The sequence below is a fragment of the Pseudomonas sp. Marseille-Q8238 genome (assembly GCF_965111915.1).
Genome location: NZ_CBCOPI010000001.1, coordinates 2,784,197 through 2,810,679 on the forward strand (window position 1 = coordinate 2,784,197; position 26,483 = coordinate 2,810,679).

General features: G+C 63.7%; 17 protein-coding genes and 1 tRNA gene. 3 read left to right on the plus strand and 15 right to left on the minus strand.

Annotated features, from left to right (window positions below):
• Window positions 1-94: 94 nt before the first annotated feature.
• Window positions 95-171 (minus strand) — tRNA-Val (locus tag ACWPW0_RS12905).
• Window positions 172-354: 183 nt separating this feature from the next.
• Between ACWPW0_RS12905 and ACWPW0_RS12910 the strand changes: the two genes are divergently transcribed.
• A complete protein-coding gene (locus ACWPW0_RS12910) occupies window positions 355-1,638 on the plus strand; it encodes an NAD(P)/FAD-dependent oxidoreductase (protein ID WP_454255513.1) in 1,284 nt (427 codons plus the stop codon).
• A 55-nt stretch (window positions 1,639-1,693) separates the two neighbouring features.
• On the opposite strand, the gene ACWPW0_RS12915 is transcribed toward ACWPW0_RS12910, so the two are convergent.
• The 8 genes from ACWPW0_RS12915 to pqqA all read right to left on the minus strand — a co-directional run bounded on the left by ACWPW0_RS12915 (window position 1,694) and on the right by pqqA (window position 9,920).
• Entirely contained in the window at window positions 1,694-3,457 is a 1,764-nt protein-coding gene (locus ACWPW0_RS12915; RefSeq protein ID WP_454256735.1) for a PAS domain-containing hybrid sensor histidine kinase/response regulator, read from the minus strand.
• Between the two features lie 43 nt (window positions 3,458-3,500).
• The gene (gene ercA, locus ACWPW0_RS12920) at window positions 3,501-4,664 is read right to left on the minus strand and encodes an alcohol dehydrogenase-like regulatory protein ErcA (RefSeq protein ID WP_447591188.1); all 1,164 of its coding nucleotides are present in this window, start codon (window positions 4,662-4,664) and stop codon (window positions 3,501-3,503) included.
• 92 nt (window positions 4,665-4,756) lie between these two features.
• Window positions 4,757-6,670: an alpha/beta hydrolase family protein gene (locus ACWPW0_RS12925; RefSeq protein WP_454255514.1), complete on the minus strand. Its 1,914-nt coding sequence runs from the start codon at window positions 6,668-6,670 to the stop codon at window positions 4,757-4,759.
• Window positions 6,636-7,784: a pyrroloquinoline quinone biosynthesis protein PqqE gene (gene pqqE, locus ACWPW0_RS12930; RefSeq protein ID WP_447591184.1), complete on the minus strand. Its 1,149-nt coding sequence runs from the start codon at window positions 7,782-7,784 to the stop codon at window positions 6,636-6,638. Before pqqE ends, ACWPW0_RS12925 begins: the two co-directional genes overlap by 35 nt.
• Entirely contained in the window at window positions 7,756-8,034 is a 279-nt protein-coding gene (pqqD, locus tag ACWPW0_RS12935; RefSeq protein ID WP_447591183.1) for a pyrroloquinoline quinone biosynthesis peptide chaperone PqqD, read from the minus strand. The genes pqqE and pqqD overlap by 29 nt, the downstream gene beginning before the upstream one ends.
• Window positions 8,031-8,783, minus strand: coding sequence for a pyrroloquinoline-quinone synthase PqqC (gene pqqC, locus ACWPW0_RS12940; RefSeq protein WP_447591181.1), 753 nt, complete (start codon window positions 8,781-8,783; stop codon window positions 8,031-8,033). Before pqqC ends, pqqD begins: the two co-directional genes overlap by 4 nt.
• A gap of 104 nt (window positions 8,784-8,887) precedes the next feature.
• On the minus strand, window positions 8,888-9,802 hold the full coding sequence (gene pqqB / locus ACWPW0_RS12945) for a pyrroloquinoline quinone biosynthesis protein PqqB (protein ID WP_454255515.1): 915 nt from the start codon (window positions 9,800-9,802) through the stop codon (window positions 8,888-8,890).
• A 46-nt stretch (window positions 9,803-9,848) separates the two neighbouring features.
• Window positions 9,849-9,920, minus strand: coding sequence for a pyrroloquinoline quinone precursor peptide PqqA (pqqA, locus tag ACWPW0_RS12950; RefSeq protein ID WP_447595627.1), 72 nt, complete (start codon window positions 9,918-9,920; stop codon window positions 9,849-9,851).
• A gap of 360 nt (window positions 9,921-10,280) precedes the next feature.
• On the opposite strand from pqqA, the gene ACWPW0_RS12955 reads away from it, so the two are divergent.
• The gene (locus tag ACWPW0_RS12955; RefSeq protein ID WP_454255516.1) at window positions 10,281-12,227 is read left to right on the plus strand and encodes a sigma-54-dependent Fis family transcriptional regulator; all 1,947 of its coding nucleotides are present in this window, start codon (window positions 10,281-10,283) and stop codon (window positions 12,225-12,227) included.
• Between the two features lie 145 nt (window positions 12,228-12,372).
• Here the strand turns inward: ACWPW0_RS12955 and aldA are convergent, their stop codons facing one another.
• The 5 genes from aldA to ACWPW0_RS12980 form a co-directional block, all read right to left on the minus strand.
• A complete protein-coding gene (gene aldA, locus ACWPW0_RS12960; protein ID WP_454255517.1) occupies window positions 12,373-13,809 on the minus strand; it encodes an aldehyde dehydrogenase in 1,437 nt (478 codons plus the stop codon).
• A gap of 80 nt (window positions 13,810-13,889) precedes the next feature.
• Window positions 13,890-16,067, minus strand: coding sequence for a PQQ-dependent dehydrogenase, methanol/ethanol family (locus ACWPW0_RS12965; RefSeq protein ID WP_454255518.1), 2,178 nt, complete (start codon window positions 16,065-16,067; stop codon window positions 13,890-13,892).
• A gap of 477 nt (window positions 16,068-16,544) precedes the next feature.
• On the minus strand, window positions 16,545-18,065 hold the full coding sequence (exaC, locus tag ACWPW0_RS12970) for an acetaldehyde dehydrogenase ExaC (RefSeq protein ID WP_447591172.1): 1,521 nt from the start codon (window positions 18,063-18,065) through the stop codon (window positions 16,545-16,547).
• Between the two features lie 268 nt (window positions 18,066-18,333).
• Complete coding sequence (locus ACWPW0_RS12975) at window positions 18,334-19,896, minus strand: methyl-accepting chemotaxis protein (RefSeq protein ID WP_454255519.1); 1,563 nt, start codon at window positions 19,894-19,896, stop codon at window positions 18,334-18,336.
• Between the two features lie 398 nt (window positions 19,897-20,294).
• The gene (locus ACWPW0_RS12980) at window positions 20,295-22,073 is read right to left on the minus strand and encodes a PQQ-dependent methanol/ethanol family dehydrogenase (protein ID WP_447591169.1); all 1,779 of its coding nucleotides are present in this window, start codon (window positions 22,071-22,073) and stop codon (window positions 20,295-20,297) included.
• A gap of 259 nt (window positions 22,074-22,332) precedes the next feature.
• Between ACWPW0_RS12980 and ACWPW0_RS12985 the strand changes: the two genes are divergently transcribed.
• Window positions 22,333-23,571 (plus strand): ABC transporter substrate-binding protein, encoded by a 1,239-nt coding sequence (locus ACWPW0_RS12985; protein ID WP_447591167.1) that lies wholly within the window; start codon window positions 22,333-22,335, stop codon window positions 23,569-23,571.
• 168 nt (window positions 23,572-23,739) lie between these two features.
• On the opposite strand, the gene ACWPW0_RS12990 is transcribed toward ACWPW0_RS12985, so the two are convergent.
• Window positions 23,740-26,109, minus strand: coding sequence for a DNA polymerase II (locus tag ACWPW0_RS12990; RefSeq protein WP_454256736.1), 2,370 nt, complete (start codon window positions 26,107-26,109; stop codon window positions 23,740-23,742).
• Window positions 26,110-26,483: the final 374 nt, after the last annotated feature.

The window sequence follows — 26,483 nt, forward strand, 5'->3', positions numbered from 1 at the left end:
CTGGAAGTAATGAAGCGGTGGATGCTTTCAGAAAGCCGCAGCCCTGACAAGCAGCCAATAAAAAAGGGGTCGTATAAACGACCCCTTTCTAATTTGGTAGGCACAATTGGATTCGAACCAACGACCCCCACCATGTCAAGGTGGTGCTCTAACCAACTGAGCTATGTGCCTGCAATGGCCGCGCATTTTACGGACAGCTCGAATACTGTCAATACTTTTTTCGCTAAGCCTCTGAAAAAGTGGATTTTTTAAAGCAATCGCGGCTTTTCAAATAGTTCATGAGGAGACTAGCCGGCAATTTTCAAGTCGAGTAGGATCGGACAAACGTAAAAAATAAAGAACATAGGTTCCAATATGGCGCACACCCCTTATCCACACTCCTATTACGCCGCCTCGGCCAATCCGGTTCCGCCACGTCCGGAGCTGCAAGGCGAATGCGAAACCGATGTGTGCGTCATAGGCGCCGGGTATACCGGCCTCTCCACTGCCCTGTTCCTGCTGGAGAATGGTTTCAAGGTCACGGTGCTTGAGGCTGCCAAAGTCGGCTTCGGCGCGTCGGGACGCAATGGCGGTCAGATCGTCAACAGTTACAGCCGCGATATCGATGTGATCGAACGGACCGTAGGCGCCAAGCAGGCGCAACTGCTCGGGCAGATGGCCTTCGAAGGCGGTCGCATCATTCGTGAACGCATTGCCAAGTACGATATCCAGTGCGACCTGAAAGACGGTGGCGTATTCGCAGCCCTGACCAGCAAGCAAATGGGTCATCTGGAGTCGCAGAAGAAACTCTGGGAACGCTACGGCCATACCCAGTTGGAATTGCTCGACGGCCAGCGCATCCGCGACGTGGTCGCCACCGAGAACTACATCGGTGGCATGCTCGATATGAGCGGCGGGCACATCCATCCACTCAACCTGGCGCTGGGTGAAGCCGCTGCGGTTGAATCGCTGGGTGGTGTGATCCATGAGCAGTCACCGGCGGTACGCATCGAGCGCGGCGCCAACCCTGTGGTGCACACACCCAACGGCCGCGTAAAGACCAAGTTCATCGTCGTCGCCGGCAACGCCTACCTGGGCAACCTGCTGCCGGAACTGTCGGCCAAATCGATGCCCTGTGGCACCCAAGTGATCACCACCGAGCCGCTGTCCGATGACGTCGCCGCCAGCCTGCTGCCGCAGGATTACTGCGTGGAGGACTGCAACTACCTGCTCGACTACTACCGACTATCCGGTGACAAGCGCCTGATTTTTGGCGGTGGTGTGGTCTATGGTGCACGCGACCCGGCGAACATCGAGGCGATCATCCGGCCGAAGATGCTCAAGACCTTCCCGCAACTGAAGAATGTGAAGATCGACTACGCCTGGACCGGCAACTTCCTGCTGACCCTGTCGCGCTTGCCGCAGGTCGGGCGCCTGGGCGACAACATTTACTACTCGCAAGGCTGTAGCGGCCATGGCGTGACCTACACCCACCTCGCAGGCAAGGTCATCGCCGAGGCATTGCGCGGCCAAGCCGAGCGCTTCGATGCCTTCGCCAGCCTGCCGCACTACCCCTTCCCGGGTGGTCGCCTGTTCCAGGTGCCATTCAGCGCCCTTGGCGCCTGGTACTACACCCTGCGCGACAAGCTGGGGATTTGAAGCCCTGGGCGTGGGTCAGATAGCGCGGTAGCCAGGCTGCCGCGCCATTACTGGATCAGCCTGCCAACATCTGGCTAAGCACCGCACGCAGCTTGCCCGGTCGCACCGGCTTGTTCAGCAATGGCACTTTCAGCGCCTGCAATTGCACCCGGCATTGGTCCGAACGGTCGGCAGTGATCATCACCGCCGGAATCGGCTGTGCAAAGTGAGCGCGCAGTGTCCGCACCACATCGCACCCGGTCACGCCGTTATCGAGGTGGTAGTCGACCACCAGCAAATCAGGCGTCTGCCCCTGCAACTGCTGCAAGGCTTGCTCCTGATCAGCCGCGACCAGTACCTCGCAGCCCCACAAGCCAAGCAGATCGGCCATGCTCTGCAGGATCGCCGGTTCATTATCCAGCACCAGCAAGCGCTTGCCGGGTAGCGGATTGCCAACCACCGGCTGCGGCAATTGCGCCACGCTGGCCACCACGGGCTGATCCTCCGCCAACGGCACGAGAATGCTGAAACAGGAACCCCGCCCCGGCCGCGAACGCAGTTGAATCGGGTAGCCAAGCATGCCGGCGATACGCTCGACGATGGCCAGCCCCAGCCCCACGCCCTTGCGTTCGTTCGAGCGACCGACATCCAGTTGCAGGAATTCGCGGAAGATCGCTTGCTGCTGATCCTCGGCAATACCACGCCCGCTGTCCCATACCTCGATGTGCAGGAGCGCGCCCCGCTTGCGCACCCCCAGCAGCACCCCGCCCCGCTCGGTGTAGCGACAGGCATTGCTGAGGAAGTTGCGCAGGATGCGGCTGAGCAACCGGGCATCGGTATGAATGGCATAGGCAGGAATGCGCGCGCGCAGACGCAGGCCGGCCTGAGTGGCAACCGGCTCGAACTCCGAGGCCAAAGGTGCCAGCAGCTCATCCAGGCGATAGAGGTCGATATCCGGCTTGATCGCCGCCTGGTCCAGCTTGGAGATATCCAGCAGGTCGGACAGGAGATCTTCCGCCCCCTCCAACGCCTGGTGCGCCCGCTCCACCAGATTCTGTGCCGACTCGCCCAGCTCACGCTCGCGCAGGGTAGAAATCAGCAGGCGTGCGGCATTCAACGGTTGCAGCAAGTCATGACTGGCCGCCGCCAGGTACTTGTCCTTGCTGCGGTTGGCCTCTTCAGCGGCATCGCGCGCCTTGCGCAGCTCATGCTCGGCCCGGGCTCGCTCGCCAATCTGCAGGTGCAGGCTGTGGTTGACCGCCAGCAGTTCGTCGGTACGGCTGGCCACGCGCTGCTCCAGCTCCTCGTTGAGCTGCTGCAGGCGCGACTGGGCCAGCTTGCGCTCGGTGATATCAGCGACAAAACCCTCGAACAGACCAGGCTCATCGGGCTTGAGCAGGATATTCATGAGCACGTCGATCGCGCTGCCATCACGACGGCGCAGGCGGGTCTCGTAGCCAAACAACCCCGGCTGCCGGGCCAACACATCACGAATTTTCTCGAGTTCAGCGCGCCCACCAACGAACAGGTGCTCGGCCAGGTCGGTCAGCGACCACAGCACCGCCTGCGGATCCTGATAGCCGAGCATGCGCGCCAACGCCGGATTGGCGGCCCGCAGGCCCTCGTGCAGGCTGGCCTGGAAGATGCCGTGCACGGCATGTTCGAACAGCCATTTGTAGCGGTTGCGCTCGGTTTCCAGCTCCTCCAGCCGCGCCACCAGCTCGGCGTAGTGGCTTTTGCGGGCAGATTGACTGCCCAGGCCAAGCAGGCCCGCCAGCGCACGCTGCTGATCTTCGGCAGGGCTCGCTATCGAGGGGCTCGCCGTCGAGGGGCCCGCCATCGGAGAGTTAGCCACCGAGGAGCTTTCCGTCGAAGGGCTGGCTTCAGAGTGCTTCTGCATACACCACTTCTACGTCGCGCTGACTCGATTCGCGCGGGTTGGTCAGGATGCACGGGTCGCCCATGGCGTGCCGTGACAGGAATGGAATGTCCGAGCTACCTACACCGTGCAGCCTCAGCGTCTCGTGGAAGCCCACCGCACGTTTGAACTCGATCAGGTGATCGATCAGGCGCAGACGCACCTGCGGATGGGTCAGGCCACGGCAATCGATGCCGAGGGCTTCGGCCACCATGCGAAAGCGATCCGGCGCGGCACTGTAGTTGAACGCCACCACGTGCTCGACCAGCGCTGCATTACACAGGCCGTGCGGCAGGTCGAGATAGCCACCGAGGCTGTGCGACATGGCATGCACCGCGCCGAGAATGGCGTTGGAGAAGGCCAGGCCAGCCTGCATGCTGCCGAGCATGATCTTCTCGCGCAGGGCTATTTCATGGGGATTGGCGATCATCTGCACCAGATTGCCGCCGATCAGGCGCATGGCCTCCAGGGCGTGGGTGTCGGTGAGCGGGCCACTGCCGGTAGAGACAAAGGCCTCGATGGCGTGCACCAACGCATCGATGCCGGTACAGGCCGACAGGAACGGGTCCATGCTCAGGGTGGTTTCCGGGTCGATCAGCGACACATCCGGCACCACCGCCTTGCTGACGATGGAAAACTTCATCCGCTCCTGCTGGTTGGAGATGATCACGAACTGCGACACGTCGGCCGACGTGCCGGCGGTGGTCGGGATCAGGATCAGCGGCGGGCTGGGCACGCGGATGGTGTCCACGCCCTCGAATTCGAGAATGCTGCGGCCATGGGCTGCGACGATGCCGATGCCCTTGGCGCAATCCATCGGGCTGCCGCCGCCCACCGCCACGATCACATTGCAGCCGTGCTCGCGGTACAGCTCGGCGCCGAGCATCACTTCTTCGACACGGGGATTGGGCGATACCTGGGTATAAAGCACGTAGTCGATGCCCTGCCCTTGCAGGCTGGCCTCGACATCGGCCACCCAACCGGCGGCGACTACCCCCGGATCGGAGACGAGCAGAACCTTGCGGGCACCGAAGGTAATGGCGAAGTTGGCGACGTTATGCCGACAACCGGCACCGAAGATGATTTCCGGAGAAACGAACTTGCGCAGCTGGCTGTAATTCTGGGTCATGGCAGGGCTGTTTTTTCTTGTTATACAAACGAGGTTCCAGCCTACTGCAATCCGTATCTATTGCAATCGGACCAACGCCGTACTCGCTCATCTCAGCGCTGCAAATCGCCTGTTGGACCTGCTTCCAGCAACGCCTGATAGAACGCCAACTCCTTTTCCAGCACATCGGCCAGATGGCCGGCCTGGCGAAAGCCATGCCGCTCATCCGGGTAGAGGTGGTACTCCACGGGCAGGCCGCGCTCGCGCAAGGCGGCGACCATGCTCTCGGTCTGCGCGGGCACCACCACCGCATCCAGGCCACCCTGGAAAAAGATCACCGGGGCCGCAATGTGTCGCGCCTGCCGCAGCGGCGTACGCGCCTCATAGCGTGCGGCATCCTGCTGCGGATCGCCGATCAGCCAATCGAGATAATCCGCTTCGAACTTGTGGGTAAGCCGGCGCAACGCCAGGGGGTCGCTGACGCCATACAGGCTGGCCCCTCCACGCAGCTCCGCACAGGCGACCAGTGCGCACAATGCGCTGTAGCCGCCAGCACTGGCCCCGCGCACGAACACCCGTGCCGGATCGATCACGCCCTGCCCACCCAGGTAGCGGATCGCGCCCTGGATATCCTCGACATCGATCCGCCCCCACTCGCCCCGCAGACGCTGCCGATAGGCCCGTCCATAGCCACTGCTGCCCCGGTAGTTGAGATCGGCCACAGCAAAGCCGCGCTGGGTCCAGAACGGAATGCGCGGGTCGAATACCGGATAACAGGCCGAAGTCGGTCCACCATGCAGGAAGATCACCAGCGGCGCCGGCCCAGCCTGGCCCTGTGCGGCATAGAAGAAGCCATGGGCCGTCTCGGCCTCGCCACTGGCATAACTGAAGGCCTGAGGCTGAGCGATGGCATTGGCGGCCAACGGCTGCTCGCCACCGGCAAGCACGTCGATGCCGCCGTTGCTGCGGTGAATGGCCAGGATCGCCGGCAGTCGCGTTGGCGAGCCAGCCACGCAGTAGAAATGCGTGGCATCGGCTGCCAGGCAGCGGAAGCGGGTGAAATCCTCGGCCAGGCGCCGCGCCTCGGCGTGCTGCTCGACCAGCACGCCAAAACCCTGCTCGAAACGGGTGAGCAACAGCCCGCCCGCCGCCAACGGCAAATAGGTAGATCCGCCCAGTTGCCAGGGCGCGGCCGCATGGTCAGCCGGCTCTACCGGCACAGCACCAGGCTCATCGGTACATAATGGCTGCCACCCGCCATCGCGGTCGGAGAGCACCCAGAGGCGGCCGTCACTATCGAAGCGAGGCTGCTGCAGCGACTCATCGCCCGCGCTACCGGCAACCACTCGCTGTGCACCGTCGCTGTCGCGCAGGCACAGGCGGCTGCTGGTCCAGGATTGATGCGGGCGATCCCATTCGATCCAGGCCAGTTGCTCGCCATTCGCACTGACCGCCGCGCCGGCGTAGAAATCGGCGCCCTCGGCCAGCACCTGGCGCGAGCCATCCAGCCCGAGGCGCACCAGCCGGTGTATCACGCCCTGCGTTTCGTGACTTTCCTCCACGGCCAACAGCGCCTGCCAGGCCGCCACGTAGCTCAACTCGCCGTAGCGACACTGCGCTCGCGCCGTCACCCCGTAGGGTGCGCCACGCGCATCAGGTGCCTCGTCGTACTCCCCGGAAGCAAAATCCAGCAGATAGACCTGCTGATCCGCCTCATTGACGAAGGCCACACCCTTGGCCGTCGGGCAGCAGGCACCACCGCCATATTCGTAGACGCGGCTGCGCACCGAATAGCCCGGCGGAGTCAGCTCCCGGCGTTGGCCACCGCGGTAGAAGAACAGTGCACAACGCGCCTGCTGCGGATCGAACTCGACCCACAGCACGCCGCCATGGGCGGCGTGCAGCTCGGCGAAGTCACGCGAGGCAGCCGCCGCCTGGGCAGCCGACCAGAGTGGCTCAGAGGCGACGGAATCCTCCACGGACAAGCCCAAGTCAGACCTTGCAGATAAGCTTGGAGGCTTTTTCATTGCGGTAGGTCAGTTGCTCCAGCCCCTGCGTCGTGCGTTCGGCCTCCTCACGGGCAGCGAGGATGATGCCGTGGTGCTCGGACTTGCTGCACACCGGATCGGTCTTGTCGGCATCGCCGGTGAGCATGAAGGCCTGGCAGCGGCAACCGCCGAAATCCCGGTCCTTTTCATCGCACGAGCGACACGGCTCGGGCATCCAGGCATCGCCGCGGTAGCGGTTGAAGCCAAACGAGTCGAACCAGATATGTTCCAGGCTGTGCTCGCGCACATTGGGGAATTGCACCGGCAACTGCCGGGCACTGTGGCACGGCAGCGCGGTGCCATCCGGGGTGATATCGAGGAACAGCTTGCCCCAGCCGCTCATGCAGGCCTTGGGGCGCTCTTCGTAGTAATCAGGGGTGACGAATATCAGCTTGCACGGATGGTTCTGCGCCGCCAGTTTCTCGCGCCATTCGTTGGTGATGCGCTCGGCCCGCTCCAGCTGCGCCTTGGTCGGCAGCAGGCCAACCCGGTTGAGCTCGGCCCAGCCGTAGAACTGGCAGGTCGCCAGCTCGACGTAATCCGCCTCCAGCTCGATGCACAGCTCGATGATGCGATCGATGCTGTCGATGTTGTGCCGATGGGTGACGAAGTTGAGCACCATCGGATAACCGTGGGCCTTGACCGCCCGGGCCATCTCCAGCTTGTGGGCGAAGGCTTTCTTCGAGCCCGCCAGCAGGTTGTTCACCTCCTCGTCGGCGGCCTGGAAGCTGACCTGGATGTGGTCCAGCCCCGCTTCGCTGAATTCGGCGATACGCTTTTCCGTCAGGCCGATGCCCGAGGTAATCAGGTTGGTGTAGTAACCCAGGTCGCGCGCGGCCTTGATCAGCTCGGCCAGGTCCTGGCGCACCAATGGCTCACCGCCGGAAAAACCCAGTTGCGCGGCGCCCAGGGCACGGGCCTGGCGGAACACCTCGATCCACTCGGCGGTGCTCAGCTCCTGCCCGCTCTTGGCGAAATCCAGCGGGTTGGAGCAGTACGGGCACTGCAACGGGCAGCGGTAGGTCAGCTCGGCCAACAGCCACAGCGGCGGGCCGATCTGCGTACTAGGGGAATTCGATCCAGAACTGAGCATGGGCCACCTCGAGAAAAGCCAGGATGTCTTCATCGATCCCCGGGACATCCGGGAAGCGGCCGCTCAGCTCGGCGATGATCGTCGCCACGTCGCGCTGACCGTCGATCTGCTGGAGGATCTCGCCAGCACTGTCGTTGAGCTTGATCATGCCCTCCGGATAGAGCAGCACATGGCAGCCCTGCGCCGGCTCGAATTGCAGACGAAAGCCACGGCGCAGTCGTGGTACCTGATGCTCGACAACCGGGCTCATAGGGCGATCCCCCGGTGCCAGACGTTTTCCTGCGTCACGGTGTGGAACGGCGGGCGCTCCAGCTCGTAGGCCATGCTCATGGCATCGAGCATGCTCCACAGAATGTCGAGCTTGAACTGCAGGATGTTCAGCATGCGTTCCTGGGCCTCGCGGGTACGGTAGTGGTCGAGGGTAATGCGCAGGCCATGTTCGACATCGCGACGCGCTTCTTTCAGGCGCTTGCGGAAGTAGTCGTAGCCGCTGGCATCGATCCAGGGATAGTGCTGTGGCCAGCTGTCCAGCCGTGACTGGTGGATCTGCGGGGCGAACAGCTCGGTCAGCGAGCTGCTGGCAGCCTCTTGCCAGGAAGCCCGGCGGGCGAAATTGACATAGGCATCCACGGCGAAACGCACGCCCGGCAACACCAGCTCGGTGGAAAGCACCTGTTCGCGGTCCAGGCCAACGGCTTCGGCCAGGCGCAGCCAGGCCTCGATGCCGCCCTCTTCACCGGGCGCGCCGTCGTGATCGAGGATGCGCTGCACCCACTCGCGGCGCGTGTCGCGATCCGGGCAGTTGGCCATGATCGCCGCATCCTTGAGCGGAATGTTCAGCTGGTAATAGAAACGGTTGGCCACCCAGCCCTGGATCTGCTCACGGCTGGCACGGCCTTCGTACATGGCGACATGGAACGGGTGATGAATGTGGTAATACGCACCCTTGGCGCGCAGCGCCTGCTCGAACTCGGCAGGACTCATGGCAGGCTGGCTCATCTCTGCTCCTTTGCGACTGCGCCTGGCAGTCACTTGTTGTTGTAGGGCGCGCCGCGTTGCATGAGGGTGGCACGCACAGCACCCACGCAGCACGGCAGCGCTCGCTAGAGTTCGATACTCATGCCATCCCAGGCCACTTCGATGCCATGCGCGTGGAGAATGCCGCGCTCGGGCGATTCGATATCCAGTATCGGGTTGGTGTTGTTGATGTGGATGAGCACCTTGCGCGATACATCCAGGCCATCGAGCACTTCGATCATGCCGCCCGGACCGCTCTGGCACAGGTGCCCCATCTCGCTACCGAGCTTGTCGCCCACCTCACAGACACGCATCTCGTCGTCACGCCACAACGTGCCGTCGACCAGCAGGCAGTCGGCGCGGCGCATCCACGCCAGCAATGCGTCGTCGACCTGACCCAGGCCGGGGGCATAGAACAACTTGCCGCCGCTGCGCAGGTCCTCGACGAACAAGCCGATGTTGTCGCCCGGGTGCGGGTTGCCACGGTGCGGCGAATAAGGCGGTGCGCTGCTGCGCAAGGCAATGGCGGTGAAACGCAGGTTCGGGCAGGCGGGAATCACGAACGGCGCGCCATCCAAACCGATGGTGTTCCACTGCAGGCCACCGTTCCAGTGTTCGAGCATGTTGAACAGCGGGAAGCCGGTGGTCAGGTCCTGATGGACCATCTCGGTACACCAGACCTGGTGCGGGCAGCCTTCACGCAGGGTGAGCAGGCCGGTGGTGTGATCGATCTGGCTGTCGAGCAGAATGATCCCGTTGATCGCCGTGTCGCGCAGGCGCCGTGCCGGTTGCAGGGCAGGAAAATTTTCGATCTGCGCGCGAATGTCCGGCGAGGCGTTGCACAATACCCAGTGCACGCCATCGTCGCTGAGCGCGATGGACGACTGGGTACGCGGCTGGGCGCGCAGGCGGCCGCTGCGAATGCCGCTGCAGTTGCGGCAATTGCAGTTCCACTGGGGAAAACCGCCGCCGGCTGCCGAGCCGAGAATCTGGATATGCATGGGATTTCCCTGAAGCTGGACGCCCCGGCGAACCGGGGCAGAAGTATCAGCGGTTGGCGAAGTACAGGGTCACTTCGAAACCAAGACGCATATCGGTGAATTGGGGTTTAGTCCACATGGGTCAATCCTCTTGTTATGAACCGGAGGATTCCGGCAACCCCAAGTTAATCACCCACCCTCGCCCCTCCGAATGATACTTTCGAAGTAGATTTGGCCCTGATTTGGTAGCGGGCGACCAATGGTCGTGCACCACGCGTGCAACACCTGTCCCAGTCTTGCGACAGCTGCGCGCTCACCCTGTCGCCATCGGACGCCGGGCAGCCTCTCAGGCTCGGCAGTCCGCCAGATGCGGCACGGGCTTTGCTCCATTCGGCGTACGGGCTGCAACCTTGCCTCGTGCCGTTCTATAGTGGCCCCGACAACAACAAGAGCGCCCAGCCAGAGCGTGCAGAATCCGGCAGCGCCATGTGGAGTGATCATGACTGTACATACCCTGGAAACCAGCCCGAGCGACCTGGCAGCCTTCGTCAGCGACCACTTTCCCGAACGCAACATTCGCCCCAACGAGCTGATCGCCCAGTCCTGGTACCGCAGCGTCAACCAGCACCGCCTCAACCCGCGCGGGCATTGCAGCAAGCACATCCTCACCGCCGAGGAAATCCACCACCACCAGGCCCAGCACCAGGAATACCTGGCCATCGCCAGCCAGGGCGTCACCGGCCTGGCCAAGCGCGTGGTGCAAGCCGGTTTCGCCGTACTGCTCAGCGATGAAAATGGCATCACCCTCGACGCCCGCCTGCCCAACCAGCGCGATCCGTACACCGAGTCCGGCCTGATCGTCGGTGCCCGCTGGGACGAGTCCATCGCCGGCACCAACGGTATCGGCACCACCCTGGCAGCCGCCCAGGCAATGATCATCCACCGCGAAGAACACTTCCTCACCTCCAACTTCCGCCTGAGCTGCTCGGTGTCGCCGATCTTCGACGCCCAGGGGCTGCTGCGTGGCTGCCTCAACGCCACCTGCCTGAACAGCGAAGGCCCGAAGGAGGCCCAGTACCTCACCCTGCAACTGGTGATCATGTACGCGCGGATGATCGAGAACGCGCACTTTCGCCAGAGCTACCGCGACCGCCTGACCCTGGCGATCAAGCCACGCGACGAAATCACCGACCTGGCCAACGAACAACTGCTGGCCCTCGACGATGAAGGCCGGGTGATCGGCGCCAACCGCGCGGCATTCGTCGCCTGCGAAGAGGAACAGGGGCGCCTGCTGCTCGGCAGCCGCATCGACAGCCTGCTGCCGGCCAACGTCGACGAACTGCTGAGCATGACCAGCGGCGGCGCCCGTGGTGTGCGCCTGCGCACCCTGGGCGAGGAAACCCTGGTGGATATCAGCCTGCGCATTCCCGCCCGGCAGCCCCAGACGCGCCCGACCGCCCCGAGCCGAGTGCAACGCAACGAGCACCCGAACCTGGAACAACTCGGCGGCAACGACATCCAGTTGCAGCAAGGCGTGCGACGCATCCGCAAGGTGCTCGACAAGGGCATCCCGATTCTCATCACCGGCGAAACCGGCACAGGCAAGGAGGCCTTCGCCCGCGCCATCCACCAGGCCAGCGCCCGCCGCGCCGGGCCTTTCGTCGCCCTGAACTGCGCGGCGATTCCGGAAAGCCTGATCGAGAGCGAGCTGTTCGGCTACCGCAGCGGCAGCTTCACCGGGGCCAACAAGAAAGGCATGAAGGGCAAGCTGGAACTGGCCAATGGCGGCACCCTGTTCCTCGACGAGATCGGCGACATGCCGGCGCACCTGCAAACCCGCCTGCTGCGCGTGCTGGCGGAACGCGAGATCTCCCCACTTGGCGCCGAAACCCCGGTGCCGCTGGATGTGCAGGTGGTGTCCGCCACGCACCAGAACCTGGCCGGGATGATCCGCGACAAACTGTTCCGCGAGGACCTGTTCTATCGCCTGAGTGGCATGACCCTGGCCCTGCCGCCCCTGCGCGAACGCAGTGACCGCGCCGAGCTGATCCAGCAACTCCTCGCCGCCCAGGAGGGAGCCAAGGGCATACACCTGGACAACCACGCCCGCCAGCGCCTGCATGCCTATTCCTGGCCCGGCAACATCCGCCAGCTACTCAACTGCCTGCGCTATGCCGTGGCGCTGGCGGAGGATGGTCGTATCGATATCGACTGCCTGCCCGCCGAGCTGCAGAGCATGAGCCAGCCCGCGCTTGTGGCGGAGGAAAACGTTTCGGGCAGCCTGGCCGAGCAACTGGGTGATGCCGAGGCGCGCCATTTGTATGCGACCTTGCGCGAGCATCGCTGGAATATCAGTGGTGCCGCCGAGGCCTTCGGGATTTCCCGGTCGACGCTGTACCGGAAGATGAAGAAGCACGGAATCGTGCAGCCTAATGAGTTGTTCTAGCCAAGCAACCCGTCAAGCACCCAGACGCCCGTCCAGGTGCGCTGCAGCTAATCCTGGAACCGCTCCTTTGGCCTGCTGACGCACGCACCAGCAGGCCAAAGGAGCGGAGTCGGGCCGTCGCCCTTCCCCGCTCGCGCAGTACCACTTACTCCTGGATATACACCACATGGGTATGGGTGAACTCATACAACCCATGCTTACCATCCGCCCCACCGATACCAGACTTTCGGGTCCCCGCATGGAACCCCTGCATGGCTTCGAAGTTCTCGCGGTTGACATAGGTCTCGCCGAAGTCGATCTCACGGCTGGCCTTGAGCGCCGACGCCAGGCTGCGGGTGTAGATCGACGAAGTCAGGCCATATTCGCTGTCGTTGGACAGGGCAATGGCCTCGTCCAGGTCATCGACGATCTGGATCGGCAGCACCGGGCCGAAGATCTCCTTGCGCATGATTTCCATGTCCGCCGAACAGCCCGCCAGGATGGTCGGCTGGTAGTGGAAGCCCTTGCCCTTGTCCGCCACGTTGCCGCCGGTGATCACCTGCGCGCCCTGGCTCTGCGCCGTGCGCACCATCTGCGCGACCTTGTCCAGGCCGGCCTGGTTGATCAACGGGCCCATGTCCAGATTGGCCTCGGTCATCGGGTCGCCATAACGGGTAGCGGCCATCGCCGTGGCGATCTTGTCGATGAACTGGTCGGCCACCTTGCGCTCGACGTAGACACGCTCGGCACAGTTGCACACCTGCCCGGTGTTGATCACCCGCGAAGCCTTGATCGCGTTGACCGCCAGGTCGATGTCGGCATCGGCCAGGACGATGGCCGGCGCCTTGCCGCCCAGCTCCAGGTTCAGCTTGGTGATGTTCGGCGCGGCGGCCGCCATGATCCGCGCCCCGGTGCCGACGCTGCCGGTGAAGCTGATCAGGTCGATACCCGAGTGGCTGGTCAGTGCGCTGCCGGCGCCCGCACCGGTACCGCCGACGACATTGAACACGCCCGGCGGCAGGTCGGTCTGCGCCACCAGCTTGGCGAACTCGAAGCAGTTGATCGGGGTTTCTTCGCTTGGTTTGATGACGATGGTGTTGCCGGTCAGCAGGGCCGGCGCCATCTTGCGGGCGATGAGGAAGAACGGGAAGTTCCACGGCAGGATGCCGGCCACCACGCCCAGCGGTTTGCGCAGCAGGAAGATGTGTTCGTTGACCCGGTCGCTGCTCAGCACTTCGCCTTCCAGGCGGCGCGCCCACTCGGCCATGTAGTCCAGGTAATCAGCGGTGAAGTTGACCTCCACCAGCGCCAGCGCCGGCACCTTGCCCTGCTCACGGGTGATGATGCGTGCCAGGCGCTCGGCATCGCCGCGCACCTTGGCCGCGATCTGCCGCAGGTAACCGGCACGCTCGATGGCCGGCTTGGCCGCCCAGCCCTTCTGCGCCTTGCGCGCGGCCGCAATGGCGCGCTCGACCTGATCGTTACTGGCTTCCGGCACACGCGCCAGCAGCTCGGCGTTTGCGGGGTTGAATACGTCGATCAGGCTGTCGCTGCCGACGAAGGCGTTGTCGATGTAGTTCTGGTAGGAAAGGGTGTCGCTCATGGTCTGTCTCGCTATTGAGTCGATCGCCAGCCGGCGATGCGGATTCGGACAGGGCGCGCCGCAGCGCGCCCCGACGCGGGTCACTTCTCGCTGAATTTCTGCCAGGCGTTACCCTCGGCCTGAAGGTCGTGGGCACGCTTGATCAGGTACTGGTGGATCTGGTCGACCTGCTTGGCATCGAAGGCTTCGGCGAACGACGGCATGCCGTCCGGCACGCGGCCGCCATAGAGGATGCCGAGGAACATCTGGTGCTTCTCCGGCGTCAGCTTGCGCAGATCCGGCAGCACGCCACCGCTCACCGCATGAATGCCGTGGCACTGCGAGCAATGGCCGTCATACAGCTTGGCACCCGCCTCCACCGTGGCCGCGTCGGCGGTCAGCGCTGGTGGCTTCGGGGCATCGGCGGGTGGTGTTGGCTCCTGCAGCTTGGCGGTACCGCCCAGCTTGTAGGTCAGCACCTGGGAGAACGGCTGCACGCCTGCCCGCAGGGACAAGGCCCCGGCGAAGGTGGAGAACGCCCCACCCCAGCCAGCCATGAAGGTCACGTACTGTTCACCATCCACCGAATAGGTGATCGGCGCGGCCATCACGCCGCTGGCAGCCGGTTGCTCCCAGAGCTTCTTGCCGTCTTCGGCGGCATAGGCGATCACCCGGCCATCGGCGCTGCCCTCGAACACCAGGTTGCCCGCGGTGCTCAGGGTGCCGCCGTTGAAGATGGTGATATAGGGCACTTCCCAGGCAGGCGCCTGCTTCACCGGGTCCCAGGCGATCAGCTTGCCGGACCAGGTCTTGGCCATTTCCAGCAGGCCTTGCGGGTCCTCGGGCATCATCCCGGTCTTCAGGCCGAGCTGGTACATGCTCTTGAACGGGTTGCGCTGGGGCGCATCCGGGATGTGCTCGTAGTAGGCGGACATGATGTGCGCGGGGATGTACACCAGGCCGGTCTTGGGGTTGAACGACATCGGGTGCCAGTCGTGCGCGCCCCAGAACGCCGGGGTCACCAGCTTGCGCTTGCCGTCTTTCCAGTAGGCGGCACCTTCGTCGTCGAAGATCGGCCGACCGGTCTTCATGTCGATGCCCTTGGCCCAGTTCTGCGGCACGATGGCTTCGGCCGACAGCAGCTCGCCGGTGGCGCGGTCGATGACGTAGAAGAAACCGTTCTTCGGCGCCTGCATCAGCACCTTGCGCTCTTTGCCCTTGATCTTCAGCTCGGCGAGGATCATGTGCTGGGTGGCGGTGAAGTCCCAGGCATCGCCCGGTGTGGTCTGGTAGTGCCAGGCGTACTCGCCGGTATCGGCATTGACCGCGACGATGGAGGACAGGAACAGGTTGTCACCCTTGGCCTGGCTACGCCATTTCGGGTCCCACAGCGAGCCGTTGCCGACGCCGATGTAGAGCAGGTTCAGTTCCGGGTCGAAGGCGAAGGAATCCCACGCGGTACCGCCCCCGCCCTGCTCGACGAAGGCATCGCCGTGCCAGGTCTTGGCGGCGATTTCCATGGCCTTGTCTTCCGGCGGCAGCTTGGGGTCGCCCGGTACGGTGTAGAAGCGCCACGCCTGCTTGCCGGTCTCGGCGTCGTAGGCGGTAACGTAGCCGCGCACACCGAACTCCGCGCCACCGTTGCCGATGACCACCTTGCCGTTGACCACGCGCGGCGCGCCGGTGATGGTGTAGCTGCGCTTGGTGTCACTGCGGGTGTCGACCGACCAGACCTTCTTGCCGGTCCTGGCATCGATGGCTTCCAGGCGGCCATCGAGCACGCCGACATAGACCTTGCCGTTCCACACGGCCACGCCACGGTTGACCGCGTCGCAGCAGGCTTCGCCCGCACGGTTGCGGTCCGACTGCGGGTCGTATTTCCAGATCAGCTTGCCGTTGCGCGCATCCAGCGCGTAGACCACCGAGAACGGCCCGGTGGTGTACATCACGCCATCGACCACGATGGGCGTGGCTTCCACGCCACGGTCCAGGTCCAGCTTGTAGCTCCAGGCCAGGCCGAGCTGGCCGACGTTCTTCTGATTGATCTTGTCCAGCGGGCTGTAGCGCTGCTCGTCGTAGGTACGCCCGTGGCTCATCCAGTTCCCGGGCTCTTCATCGGCGGCGATGATGCGCTTGCCGTCCACATTGGCCGGCAGGGTCTCGGCCCAGGATGGCGTGGCGAACAGCCCCAGGAGCAAAGCAGCGAGAAGAGGTTTCAGCGGCACACCTGCGGGGGTGAGCCGGGAGGCGACGTGCGAGGCGAGGCCAATCTGTTTCATGGGGGTCTCCCGATTCTTATTAGGACCGGGATCACTACGCCCCGGCTCAAGGGACAGAGCAACCGCCATGCCAGCCGGCGAAAAACGCCCACACGCCAGCAACCACGAGGCTTTCAGCGCTCACGACAGGAATCGGGGAGTGTGCAGAGGACGCGACAGGTGTAGCAGCGACCGCAGCAGGTGTCGCAGCCCTGGAACGGACAGCAAGGCAGAAAAAGAAAACGCGGCCGAAGCCGCGTCTCGATAAAGATCTGCCAAACCTGGGAGTGGGTATGCAGCAGGCAGAACGTGCCGGAGCACATCGACAAAAAAGCAGGCAGCGTATGCAAGCACTACCAGCCGATACAGCACCGAACCTTGGAGGAGCGAACCAGGGTTCGGCTGGAGCAAATTCCCGTTCAGGCCCGCCGCCGTGGCGGGCCCTTTACACAGTTTCCAAGAGCCTAGCTCGCAAGATCAGAAGCAGGCTCTAAGCGCTTAGAAGAAGCCCAGCGGGTTGATGTCGTAGCTCACCAGCAGGTTCTTGGTCTGCTGGTAGTGGTCGAGCATCATCTTGTGGGTTTCGCGGCCAACACCGGACTTCTTGTAGCCACCGAACGCGGCATGCGCCGGGTACAGGTGGTAGCAGTTGGTCCACACACGACCGGCCTTGATGGCGCGACCCATGCGGTAGGCCTTGTTGATGTCGCGGGTCCACACACCGGCACCCAGACCGAACTCGGTGTCGTTGGCGATGGCCAGTGCTTCAGCCTCGTCCTTGAAGGTGGTGATGCCGACGACCGGGCCGAAGATCTCTTCCTGGAACACGCGCATGTCGTTGGTGCCCTTGATAAGGGTCGGCTGCACGTAGTAACCGGTGGCCAGGTTGCCTTCCAGTTTCTCGACGCCACCACCGGTGAGGATCTGCGCGCCTTCCTGCTGGGCGATGTCCATGTAGGACAGGATCTTGTCGAACTGCTGCTGCGAAGCCTGGGCGCCGACCATGGTCTCGGTGTCCAGCGGGTTGCCACGCTTGATGGCTTTGATCTTCTTCATCACTTCAACCATGAAGGATTCGTAGATCGACTCCTGAACGATGGCGCGCGACGGGCAGGTGCAGACTTCGCCCTGGTTGAAGAACGCCAGGACCAGACCTTCGGCGGCTTTCTCGATGAAGGCCGGCTCGGCCTGCATGATGTCCTCGAAGAAGACGTTAGGCGACTTGCCACCCAGCTCCACAGTGCTCGGAATGATGTTCTCGGCAGCACACTTCATGATGTGCGAACCCACCGGGGTGGAGCCGGTGAAGGCGATCTTGGCGATGCGCTTGCTGGTGGCCAGTGCCTCGCCCGCTTCACGGCCGAAGCCCTGAACGACGTTGAGCACGCCCGGCGGCAGCAGGTCACCGATCAGTTCCATCAGGATGGTGATCGACAGCGGCGTCTGCTCGGCCGGCTTCAGGACGATGGCGTTACCAGCAGCCAGGGCTGGAGCCAGTTTCCAGGCAGCCATCAGCAGCGGGAAGTTCCACGGAATGACCTGACCCACCACACCCAGCGGCTCGTGGAAGTGGTAAGCGGCGGTGTGTTCGTTGATCTCGGCGGCGCTGCCTTCCTGAGCACGGATGCAACCGGCGAAATAACGGAAGTGGTCAGCGGCCAGCGGCACGTCGGCATTCAGGGTTTCGCGTACGGCCTTGCCGTTGTCCCAGGTTTCGGTAATGGCGAGCAGCTCGAGGTTGGCTTCGATGCGGTCGGCGATCTTCAGCAGAACCAGGGCGCGATCCTGAACGGAAGTTTTGCCCCAGGCATCGGCAGCGGCATGGGCCGCGTCCAGGGCCTTGTCGATGTCTTCGGCGCCGGAGCGTGGGAATTCGGCGATGACTTCACCGGTGACCGGCGAGGTGTTGGTGAAATACTCACCCTTGACCGGGGCAACGAACTCGCCACCGATGTAGTTACCGTAGCGGGTCTTGAAGGTGACGATGGAGCCAGCGGAACCTGGGTTTGCGTAAATCATGGTCGGACCTCATATCTTGTTCGAGCCTGCACCGGGACATGGAACAGGTCATGGATTGATCTTAGACACTGGCTCGCCGCGCTCGGTATGCCCCCATGGCACAGATGCCCTAGTTCCTTGGTAGTAGTCAGGCCGAAGGCTCTGTTGCAAGCCTTACGGGGCCAGCCCTTGGGCAGCCCCATGCCGGGCCGCAGGAGAAAGTAGACGAGCGGTGGCCGATGACACGAGGTCGGGGCTGGGCGCCCGCCGAGGGCAGGCGCTCGTGCGATCAGTGCGATTTCAGCTCAGGGCGATAGCCGAGGCGCAGACCGCCCCAGTGGCGACCGCGGATGGTGATCGGCACCGACAGGTCGTGCATCAGCTCGCCGGTATCGCGGGTATAGGTCTGCAGCAACAGCGGCTGCTGGTGGCTACCGCAGCGGCGCCCGGTGCGGTCATTGAACAGGCGCTTGCTGCGACAGTGCAGGCGGTCGTGCTCCGGGTTGCCGGTAGGCCGCTGATTGAACGCCTGGTTATGGGTCGGCACATAACCCTCCGGCGTACAGGCGATGGCGAATACCAGGCCCTCGTGCTGACGCAGCAACGGCTCCTGGATCGCCGGCAGCACGCTGTCGGCATAACGGTCGAACGCGGTGCTGTAACGTGGCGGCTCGCTGCCAGGCTGGAGCTTGTAGTGGCGGTCGAACAATGCCGATTCGTTGATCTGGCCGGCCTGCAGGTCAGCCTCGAAACGGTCGGCGATATCCTGGGCCGCCTCACGCGCCAAGTCATAGACCCGCTGGTGGTAGTCATCCAGGCCAACCTCGGCCAGGCGCTCGCTGATGGCTTCGGCCTGGCCTTCCAGTGCCGTAGCGGCCTCGCTCAGGCGGGCGGTCTGCTCATCGCTGGCGGCCAGGTCTTCACGCATCTGCGCCACCGCATGAAACAGGTCGTCGAGGGCCAGGCGGTTATCCCGCGCGCCGGTGGCGATGGTCTGCATCTGCCCTTCCACATCCACCGCCAGGCTGGCGATCCCTTCCAGTTGCTCGCCGGCACGTACCACCTGCTGTACACCGCCATCGAGGTCGACCGACAACTGGCGAATCTGCTCGACCGCTGCCGAGGTGTCCTGCTGGATGTCACGCACCATCAGGCCAACCTCTTCGGTGGCGCTGCCGGTGCGCGCCGCCAAGCCCCGCACCTCATCGGCGACCACGGCAAAACCACGCCCATGCTCGCCCGCCCGCGCCGCCTCGATGGCGGCGTTGAGCGCCAGCAGGTTGGTCTGGCTGGCAATGGACTGGATCACCTGGGTGACCCGCTGGATTTCCTCGCTGCGCTGGTTCAAGCGTTCGATCAGCTCGCGGCTGGCACTGGCGCGCTGGCTGAGCTGGTGCATGCAGGTGATCGCTTCGCGCAGCCCCGTGCGGGCATCGTCACTGTTGCCGCGCACAATGCTGGCGGCCTCCAGCCCCTGCTCGCTGAGCTGGGCGGCGGTGTCTTCGGTCACGATCATCTGCTCGGCGCTGGTGACGATGCGCGCGGCGGCATCGAGCATCGATTCCAGCTTTTGCGCCAAGCGCTGCACGGAAAAGCTCACGCCAGCGGCCGATAAAGCATTGTGAGTCGTGGACTGGGACAGGTCACGGGTCAACTCGGCCACGTCCGTAGCCGGCGCACTCGCCTCCACCTCCGGGCGACGCTGCAACAGCGGTACCCAAACCAGTACCAGCAGCAACCCCAGCACCGGCCAGAGTGGCCAGGTCGAGAGCACGCTCACCGCCACTCCCAGCAGCAGAATGGCACTGTAGAACAGCGGTAGTAGCCAGGGGCGATGGGGGGATGCGTACATGCCGGACCTCTTATTGTTCTGAGCCCTAATGCGAACCTGCGAGCCTTCTGAATCAGCGCCAGGCGAAGCGATTTCAACGCCGCATGGCCGACAGTCAGGCAATCGTGAACATGTTCTGAGAGCCTGTTTACGATCTTCTGGATTAGAGCCAGACAAGGCAAAAACGCCCGAGGAAGCGCAGTTTACAGTTGGTAAATGAGCATTCCGAGGGCGTTTTTAACGCCGTATGGCCGCGAGCCAGGAGATCGTAAACAGGCTCTGAGGGCGATGTGCCATTCAACACAACAGACTCGGAGCGCGCCATAGCACCTTGGTATCACACAGACAGCACAAAGCCGGCGAGCGCCGGCTTTGTGGCAAAGAGAAACGAGGCCAGCACGGGCCGGCCTCGTTATCGATCAGCGCTTGCTGACCAGGTCCTTCGGCAGCTTGAAGGTCCAGATCATGCCGCCCTGGTCGAGGTCCTTGACGCGCTTGGCCACCTCGCCCCCCCACAGCGGAACTGCACCACCCCAGCCGGAGACCACGGTGACGTACTGCTCGCCGTCCATTTCCCAGGTGACCGGGGAAGCGATCACGCCCGAACCGGTGTTGAACTCGAAGACCTTCTTGCCGGTCTTCGCGTCGAACGCCAGCAGGAAGCCTTCCGGGTTACCGGTGAACACCAGGTTACCCTTGGTCGCCAGCACACCGCCCCACAGCGGCGCATAGTTCTCATAGCGCCAGACTTGCTTGCCGGTTTTCGGGTCGATTGCGCGCAGCACGCCGATGTACTTCTCGTTCAGCGGCTTGATGGTGAAGCCCGCACCGAGGTAGGCCGCGCCTTTCTTGTAGGCGATGTCCTCGTTCCACATGTCCATGCCCCACTCGTTGGACGGCACGTAGAACAGGCCGGTGTCCTGGCTGTAGGCCATGGGCATCCAGTTCTTGCCACCGAGGAAGGATGGCGCGACAAACACCGAACTGCCCTTCTTGCCACCCTCCGGAGCGCCCGGGCGCACGGCTGGGTCGTAGATCGGGCGACCGTTCTTGTCCAGGCCCTTGGCCCAGGTGATCTTGTCGACGAACGGGAAGCCACGGATGAACTTGCCGTTGGTACGGTCCAGAACATAGAAGAAACCATTACGGTCGGCAGTGGCCGCGGCCTGGATGGTTTTGCCGCCATCCTTGTAGTCGAACGAAATCACTTCGTTGACGCCGTCATAGTCCCAACCGTCGTGCGGGGTGGTCTGGAAGTGCCACTTGATCGAGCCGTCATCCGGGTTCAGCGCCAGGCGAGCGGCGGAGAACAGGTTGTCGCCCGGACGCAGGTGCGAGTTCCATGGCGACGGGTTACCCGCACCGATGAACACCGAGTCGGTGGTCGGGTCGTAGTAGCCGCCCAGCCAGGGCGCGGCACCACCGGTCTTCCACATGTCGCCCGGCCAGGTCTGGCCTGGAGCGCCACCGGAAATGCCGTTCTCGATAGCCTTGCCGTCCTTGTAGACGTAACCCATGTGACCTTCGACGGTCGGGCGGCTCCACAGCAGGGTGCCGTTGGTGGGGTCATAGGCTTCGACCTTGCCGACCACACCGAACTCGCCACCGGCTACGCCAGTGATCAGCTTGCCCTTGGCGATCAGCGGCGCGGCGGAGATCGAGTAACCGGCCTTGTAGTCGGCCACGGTCTTGCGCCATACCACTTTGCCGGTGTCCTTGTTCAGGGCAACCAGCTTGGCGTCCAGCGTGCCGAAGATCACCAGGTCGCCGTACAGGGCCACACCACGGTTGATCACGTCACAGCACGGCATGATGCCGTCGGGCAGACGCGCATCGTATTGCCAGAGTTTCTTGCCGGTGCGCGCATCAGCGGCGAACACGCGGGAGTAGGAGGCGGTCACGTACATCACGCCATCCTTGATCAGCGGCTGGGACTGCTGACCGCGCTGCTTCTCGCCGCCGAACGACAACGCCCAGATAGGCCGCAGCTCCTTCACGTTCTCGGTATTGAGGGTATCCAGGGTGCTGTAGCGTTGTCCCTGCTGGTTAATGCCGTTGACCACGATCTGGTCGTTGCGCTTGCCAGCATCGCTGATGTCCTGGTCGGTAACGCCGGCCCAGGCCGACAGACTGGCCAGGGTCACGGCTGCGAACAGTGCCGAGCGAACGAAAGGTTGGGTGACACCGGTGTGCTTCATTGCGGCTACCTCTGCGGCTTGTTGTTGTACCCGGGAAAATTTCCCGGTGTGCGGCGAATTCTTGGCTGCACCTGCCCTTCCGCCAATTGACCGCTGTGCCGAATTCCCTACTCCCTTGGTAGCAATACCCCTCCCGCGCGAGGTACGCAGGCGCTTTGCCATCGTCGACCTAAGTCGCAGCCACCCGGCCACAAGGAGGCATGGAGTACAGGCCTGCCAGCCCGTAAAACTGCACGCCCTGTCCACAAGGAGTGACGCCATGTATCGCCAGCTCTGCGGCCTGCTGCTCGCCGGCCTGATCGCCCTGCCCGCCTTCTCCGCGCCCAGCGTGAAGATCGGCCTCAACTACCCACGCACCGGCAACTACAAGGACGAGGGCCTGGAGCTACGCCGTGGCGCCATGCTGGCCGTCGAGGAGATCAACCGCAAAGGCGGCGTCCTGGGTCGACCGCTGGAGCTGCTCAGTGAGAACACCGCCTCGCGCGCCAGCCAGGCACGCGACAACGTCGACACCTTCGCCGACCAGGGCGCCCATATGGTGTTCGGCGGTGCCACCAGCGAGGAGGCCATCGCCGCCGGCCAGCGCGCCCGCGAACGCGGCCTGTTGTATTTCGCCACCCTGAGCTACGCCAACGAAGTCACCGGCCAGGCCGGGCACCGCTATCTGTTCCGCGAATCCAACAGCGCCTGGATGAGCGCCCGCGTACTGGGCGAATACCTGTCCTGGCACATGCCCCGGCGGCGCTACCACTACATCATCGTCGACGACGCCTGGGGCCGCAGCATGGAGAGCGCCCTGCGCCTGGCCACCAGCAGCACCGACCGTGCCCGCCACGGCCGCACCGCCCTGCCCACCGGCCTGGTGCGCCGTGACGAATACCGTGCAGCCCTGGAGAAAGCCGCTGCCAGCGATGCCAGTATCCTGGTGCTGGTCCTGCTCGGCGACAACCTGCAGCGGACCATGCGCATGGTGCACAACATGAACCTGAAGAAGGACCTTCAGATCATCGTGCCCAACCTGACCAAGAGCGTGGTGCAACAGGCCGGTCCGCTGGTGATGGAAGATGTGATCGGCACCGAAGCCTGGACCTGGAACCTGCCCGACCAGAGCGAAAACCAGGTGGCCAGGGATTTCGTCCAGCGCTACATGGACGAACACCAGGAATACCCCGGCAGCACCACCGCCTCGGCCTACTCCATCGTTCGCCAATGGGCCGACGCCGTACAGCGCAGCAACAGCCTGGACAGCGAACGGCTGATCAAGGCCCTGGAAGACCACCGCTACGACCTGCTCAAGGATGGCCAGCAATGGCGTGCCTTCGACCACCAGAACGTGCAGAGCATCTACGCGGTAAAAGTGCGCAAGCGCGACGAAGTCATGCAGGACCCATTCAAACAGCACTACTTCGACGTGATCCACCGCATGACCGGCGAAGACGCCGCCCCGAGCCTGGACGACTGGCAGCAGGAGCGCGGGGAAAACCTGGTGCTGGAGTAAACAAGCGTGGGGGTGGATCGGAGCGTAGATGGCGCCCCTCTCGTCTTTCAGCATCCCTATTGGTGGATCGATAAAGCGTGATCCCACGCTAATCTCACCTGGTGTGCACGGCTCACCCTACAGCTGAGACCTTATGAGGTGCACCGTTAGCGGCCTACCCAGGTCATCTCAGAACAGGTTGAGCTGCCCGCCCACCAGCGTGGCGAAGTCGTCGTGAACGAACGGCAGGATGGCGTCCGCCACTGGTTGCAGCTGCCGCGTGACGTAATGGTCGTAGTCGATGGCTGCCTGGCGCACTTCCAGCGGCTCCGGCCCGGCCAGGGTGATCAGGTAGCTGATCCAGCCCCCGCTCTGGTATTGCCGTGGGCGTCCCTGGCGTTGGTTGTACTCATCGGCGATGCGCGCGGCGCGCACGTGCGGCGGCACGTTGCGCTGGTAATCGCCGAGGTGACGGCGCAGGCGCTTGCGGTAGATCAGCAGTTCATCCAGTTCGCCGGCCAGGGTCTGGCGCACGAAGTCACGTACGTAGTCCTGGTAGGGCTCACGGTTGAAAATGCGCAGGTAGAGGTCCTGCTGGAATTGCCGGGCCAGCGGCGACCAGTCGGTGCGCACTGTCTCCAGGCCTTTGTAGACCATCTCGTCGCGGCCGTCGGCACGTCGTACCAGGCCGGCATAGCGTTTCTTGCTGCCTTCCTCGGCACCGCGCACGGTGGGCATCAGGAAACGTCGGAAGTGGGTTTCGAACTGCAGCTCCAGTGCACTGGTCAGGCCGAACTCGCTTTGCAGGTGTTCGCGCCACCAGACGTTGACATGCTGCACCAGCGCCTGCCCGATGCGCGCCGCCTCCTCCTCACTGTGCGCCCGACCCAGCCAGACGAAGGTCGAGTCGGTATCGCCGTAGATCACCCGGTGCCCTTCGGCCTCGATCAGCGCTCGCGTGCGACGCATGATTTCGTGCCCACGCAGGGTGATCGACGAGGCCAGGCGTGGATCGAAGAAGCGGCAACCACTGGAGCCGAGTACACCATAGAAGGCGTTCATGATGATCTTCAGCGCCTGGGACAGCGGCTGGTTGTGATCACGTTTGGCGGCCTCACGGCCCTCGGCGACCCGCTCGACGATCGCCGGCAGGCAGTGCCGGGTACGCGAGAAGCGCGCGCCCCGGAAGCCCGCCACCGACGCCATGTCGTCGGGCTGGCGCAACCCTTCCACCAGCCCCACCGGATCGATCAGGAAGGTACGGATGATCGACGGGTACAGGCTCTTGTAGTCCAGCACCAGCACCGACTCGTACAGACCCGGCTGCGAGTCCATGACGAAGCCGCCCGGGCTGGCCTCCGGCGGGCGTTCGCCGAGGTTCGGCGCGACGAAACCCTGGCGGTGCATCAGCGGCATGTACAGGTGCTCGAAGGCCGCAACCGAGCCACCGCTGCGGTCGGCCGGCAGACCGGTGACCGTGGCGCGCTCAAGGAGGAAGGTGAGCAGCTCGGTCTTGGCGAAGATCCGCGTGACCAGCTCACAGTCCTTGAGGTTGTAGCGCGCCAGGGCGGGCTTGTCCTCGGCGAACATGCGGTCGATCTCGTCCATGCGCTGGTAGGGGTTGTCGATCGACTTGCCCTCGCCGAGCAGGGTCTGGGCAACGTTCTCCAGGCTGAATGAAGGAAAGCTCCAGGTCGCCGAGCGCAGCGCCTCGATGCCATCGATGATCAGCCGACCCGCGGCCGCCGCAAAGTAATGGTTGTTGCGGCTGCCATGTTCGCGCCAGCCCATCTCGTCACCGCCACGGCCCAGACGCAAGGGCACCTTCAGGTTCTGCGCATGTTCACGCAACACACGCAGGTCGAACTGCACCAGGTTCCAGCCGATGATCGCATCAGGGTCATGCTGCGCCAGCCACAGGTTCAGCGCTTCGAGCAGTTGCGCACGGGTTTCGCAGTAGTCGAGCTTGAAGTCGATTGCGCTTGCGTCGCCGTTGGCCGGGCCGAGCATGTAGACCTGGCGCTCGCCACAGCCTTCCAGAGCAATCGAGTACAACTCGCCATGGGCGGTGGTCTCGATATCCAGCGATACCAGCCTGAGTGGCGGGCGGTAATCCTGCACGGGTCGCAGTTGGGCATTTTGCAACGCGCCACTGGCATCCGGCGTGCCGCTGAAGCTCACGGGGGCGGTGATGAAGCGCTCCATCAGGTAGCGCTCGGGCGGGCGGATATCAGCCTCGAACACATCCACGCCTGCCTTGCGCAGCAGCTTGTCGAGGTTCATCAACTGCCGGTGCTGGCGGCAGTACAGGCCAAGCACTGGACGTTGCTGGAAATCGCACAGGCCGAGCGGGCGCAGCTCGACATCACGCTCGCCCACGAGCAGGGCCTCGGCACGTTCGCGTTGTTCAGCGGGAATGAAGGCCACCGAGGGTTGCGGGGGCAGCCGCACGTGTCGCGGGCCGTCATCCGTCGCCAACCAGAAGCCAACCTCTGTCCCTGCCGGCGTATCCCGCCAGTGCCGGGTCAGGACAAAACCCTGCTGTAGATCGACCACCATCACCTCAAGACGCTGTTTGCCGGCTGATTCTACTGGGGAAGGCTCACGGCGTGCCGCGAAGTTTTCCGCCACGACAGGCGGAATATCGCCACCCGGCACACGCATTTTGGCGATTTCTCGCCGAGAGGCTGCGGTAACGACCAGGGAAAACCCTCGATAAACCCGCAGTTCTCCGGCCTCACGCGCATAACCTGAAAGCCGGCATCGCTCTTGCTATGGGCTGTATGGATCAGCAGGTCGTTCACGCGCCTGCCGATGTTTTATGCCTGCGCATCCCTGACCGCTCCTCCGGCAGACCGCCTGAACTGTGTATCAGCGTCTATTGTCGGTAGAGCAGCACTGCCCGTCAGGAGCACCAGCAGATGAAACATCAC

Coding starts and splice junctions, on each gene's coding strand:
- ACWPW0_RS12990 (WP_454256736.1), bottom strand. CDS start 26,109: ATGGTGGTCGATCTACAGCAGGGTTTTGTCCTGACCCGGCACTGGCGG.
- aldA (WP_454255517.1), bottom strand. CDS start 13,809: ATGAGCGACACCCTTTCCTACCAGAACTACATCGACAACGCCTTCGTC.
- ercA (WP_447591188.1), bottom strand. CDS start 4,664: ATGACCCAGAATTACAGCCAGCTGCGCAAGTTCGTTTCTCCGGAAATC.
- ACWPW0_RS12955 (WP_454255516.1), top strand. CDS start 10,281: ATGACTGTACATACCCTGGAAACCAGCCCGAGCGACCTGGCAGCCTTC.
- ACWPW0_RS12910 (WP_454255513.1), top strand. CDS start 355: ATGGCGCACACCCCTTATCCACACTCCTATTACGCCGCCTCGGCCAAT.
- ACWPW0_RS12965 (WP_454255518.1), bottom strand. CDS start 16,067: ATGAAACAGATTGGCCTCGCCTCGCACGTCGCCTCCCGGCTCACCCCC.
- pqqE (WP_447591184.1), bottom strand. CDS start 7,784: ATGCTCAGTTCTGGATCGAATTCCCCTAGTACGCAGATCGGCCCGCCG.
- ACWPW0_RS12975 (WP_454255519.1), bottom strand. CDS start 19,896: ATGTACGCATCCCCCCATCGCCCCTGGCTACTACCGCTGTTCTACAGT.
- ACWPW0_RS12985 (WP_447591167.1), top strand. CDS start 22,333: ATGTATCGCCAGCTCTGCGGCCTGCTGCTCGCCGGCCTGATCGCCCTG.
- exaC (WP_447591172.1), bottom strand. CDS start 18,065: ATGATTTACGCAAACCCAGGTTCCGCTGGCTCCATCGTCACCTTCAAG.
- pqqD (WP_447591183.1), bottom strand. CDS start 8,034: ATGAGCCCGGTTGTCGAGCATCAGGTACCACGACTGCGCCGTGGCTTT.
- ACWPW0_RS12915 (WP_454256735.1), bottom strand. CDS start 3,457: ATGGCGGGCCCCTCGACGGCGAGCCCCTCGATAGCGAGCCCTGCCGAA.
- ACWPW0_RS12980 (WP_447591169.1), bottom strand. CDS start 22,073: ATGAAGCACACCGGTGTCACCCAACCTTTCGTTCGCTCGGCACTGTTC.
- pqqC (WP_447591181.1), bottom strand. CDS start 8,783: ATGAGCCAGCCTGCCATGAGTCCTGCCGAGTTCGAGCAGGCGCTGCGC.
- pqqB (WP_454255515.1), bottom strand. CDS start 9,802: ATGCATATCCAGATTCTCGGCTCGGCAGCCGGCGGCGGTTTTCCCCAG.
- ACWPW0_RS12925 (WP_454255514.1), bottom strand. CDS start 6,670: ATGAAAAAGCCTCCAAGCTTATCTGCAAGGTCTGACTTGGGCTTGTCC.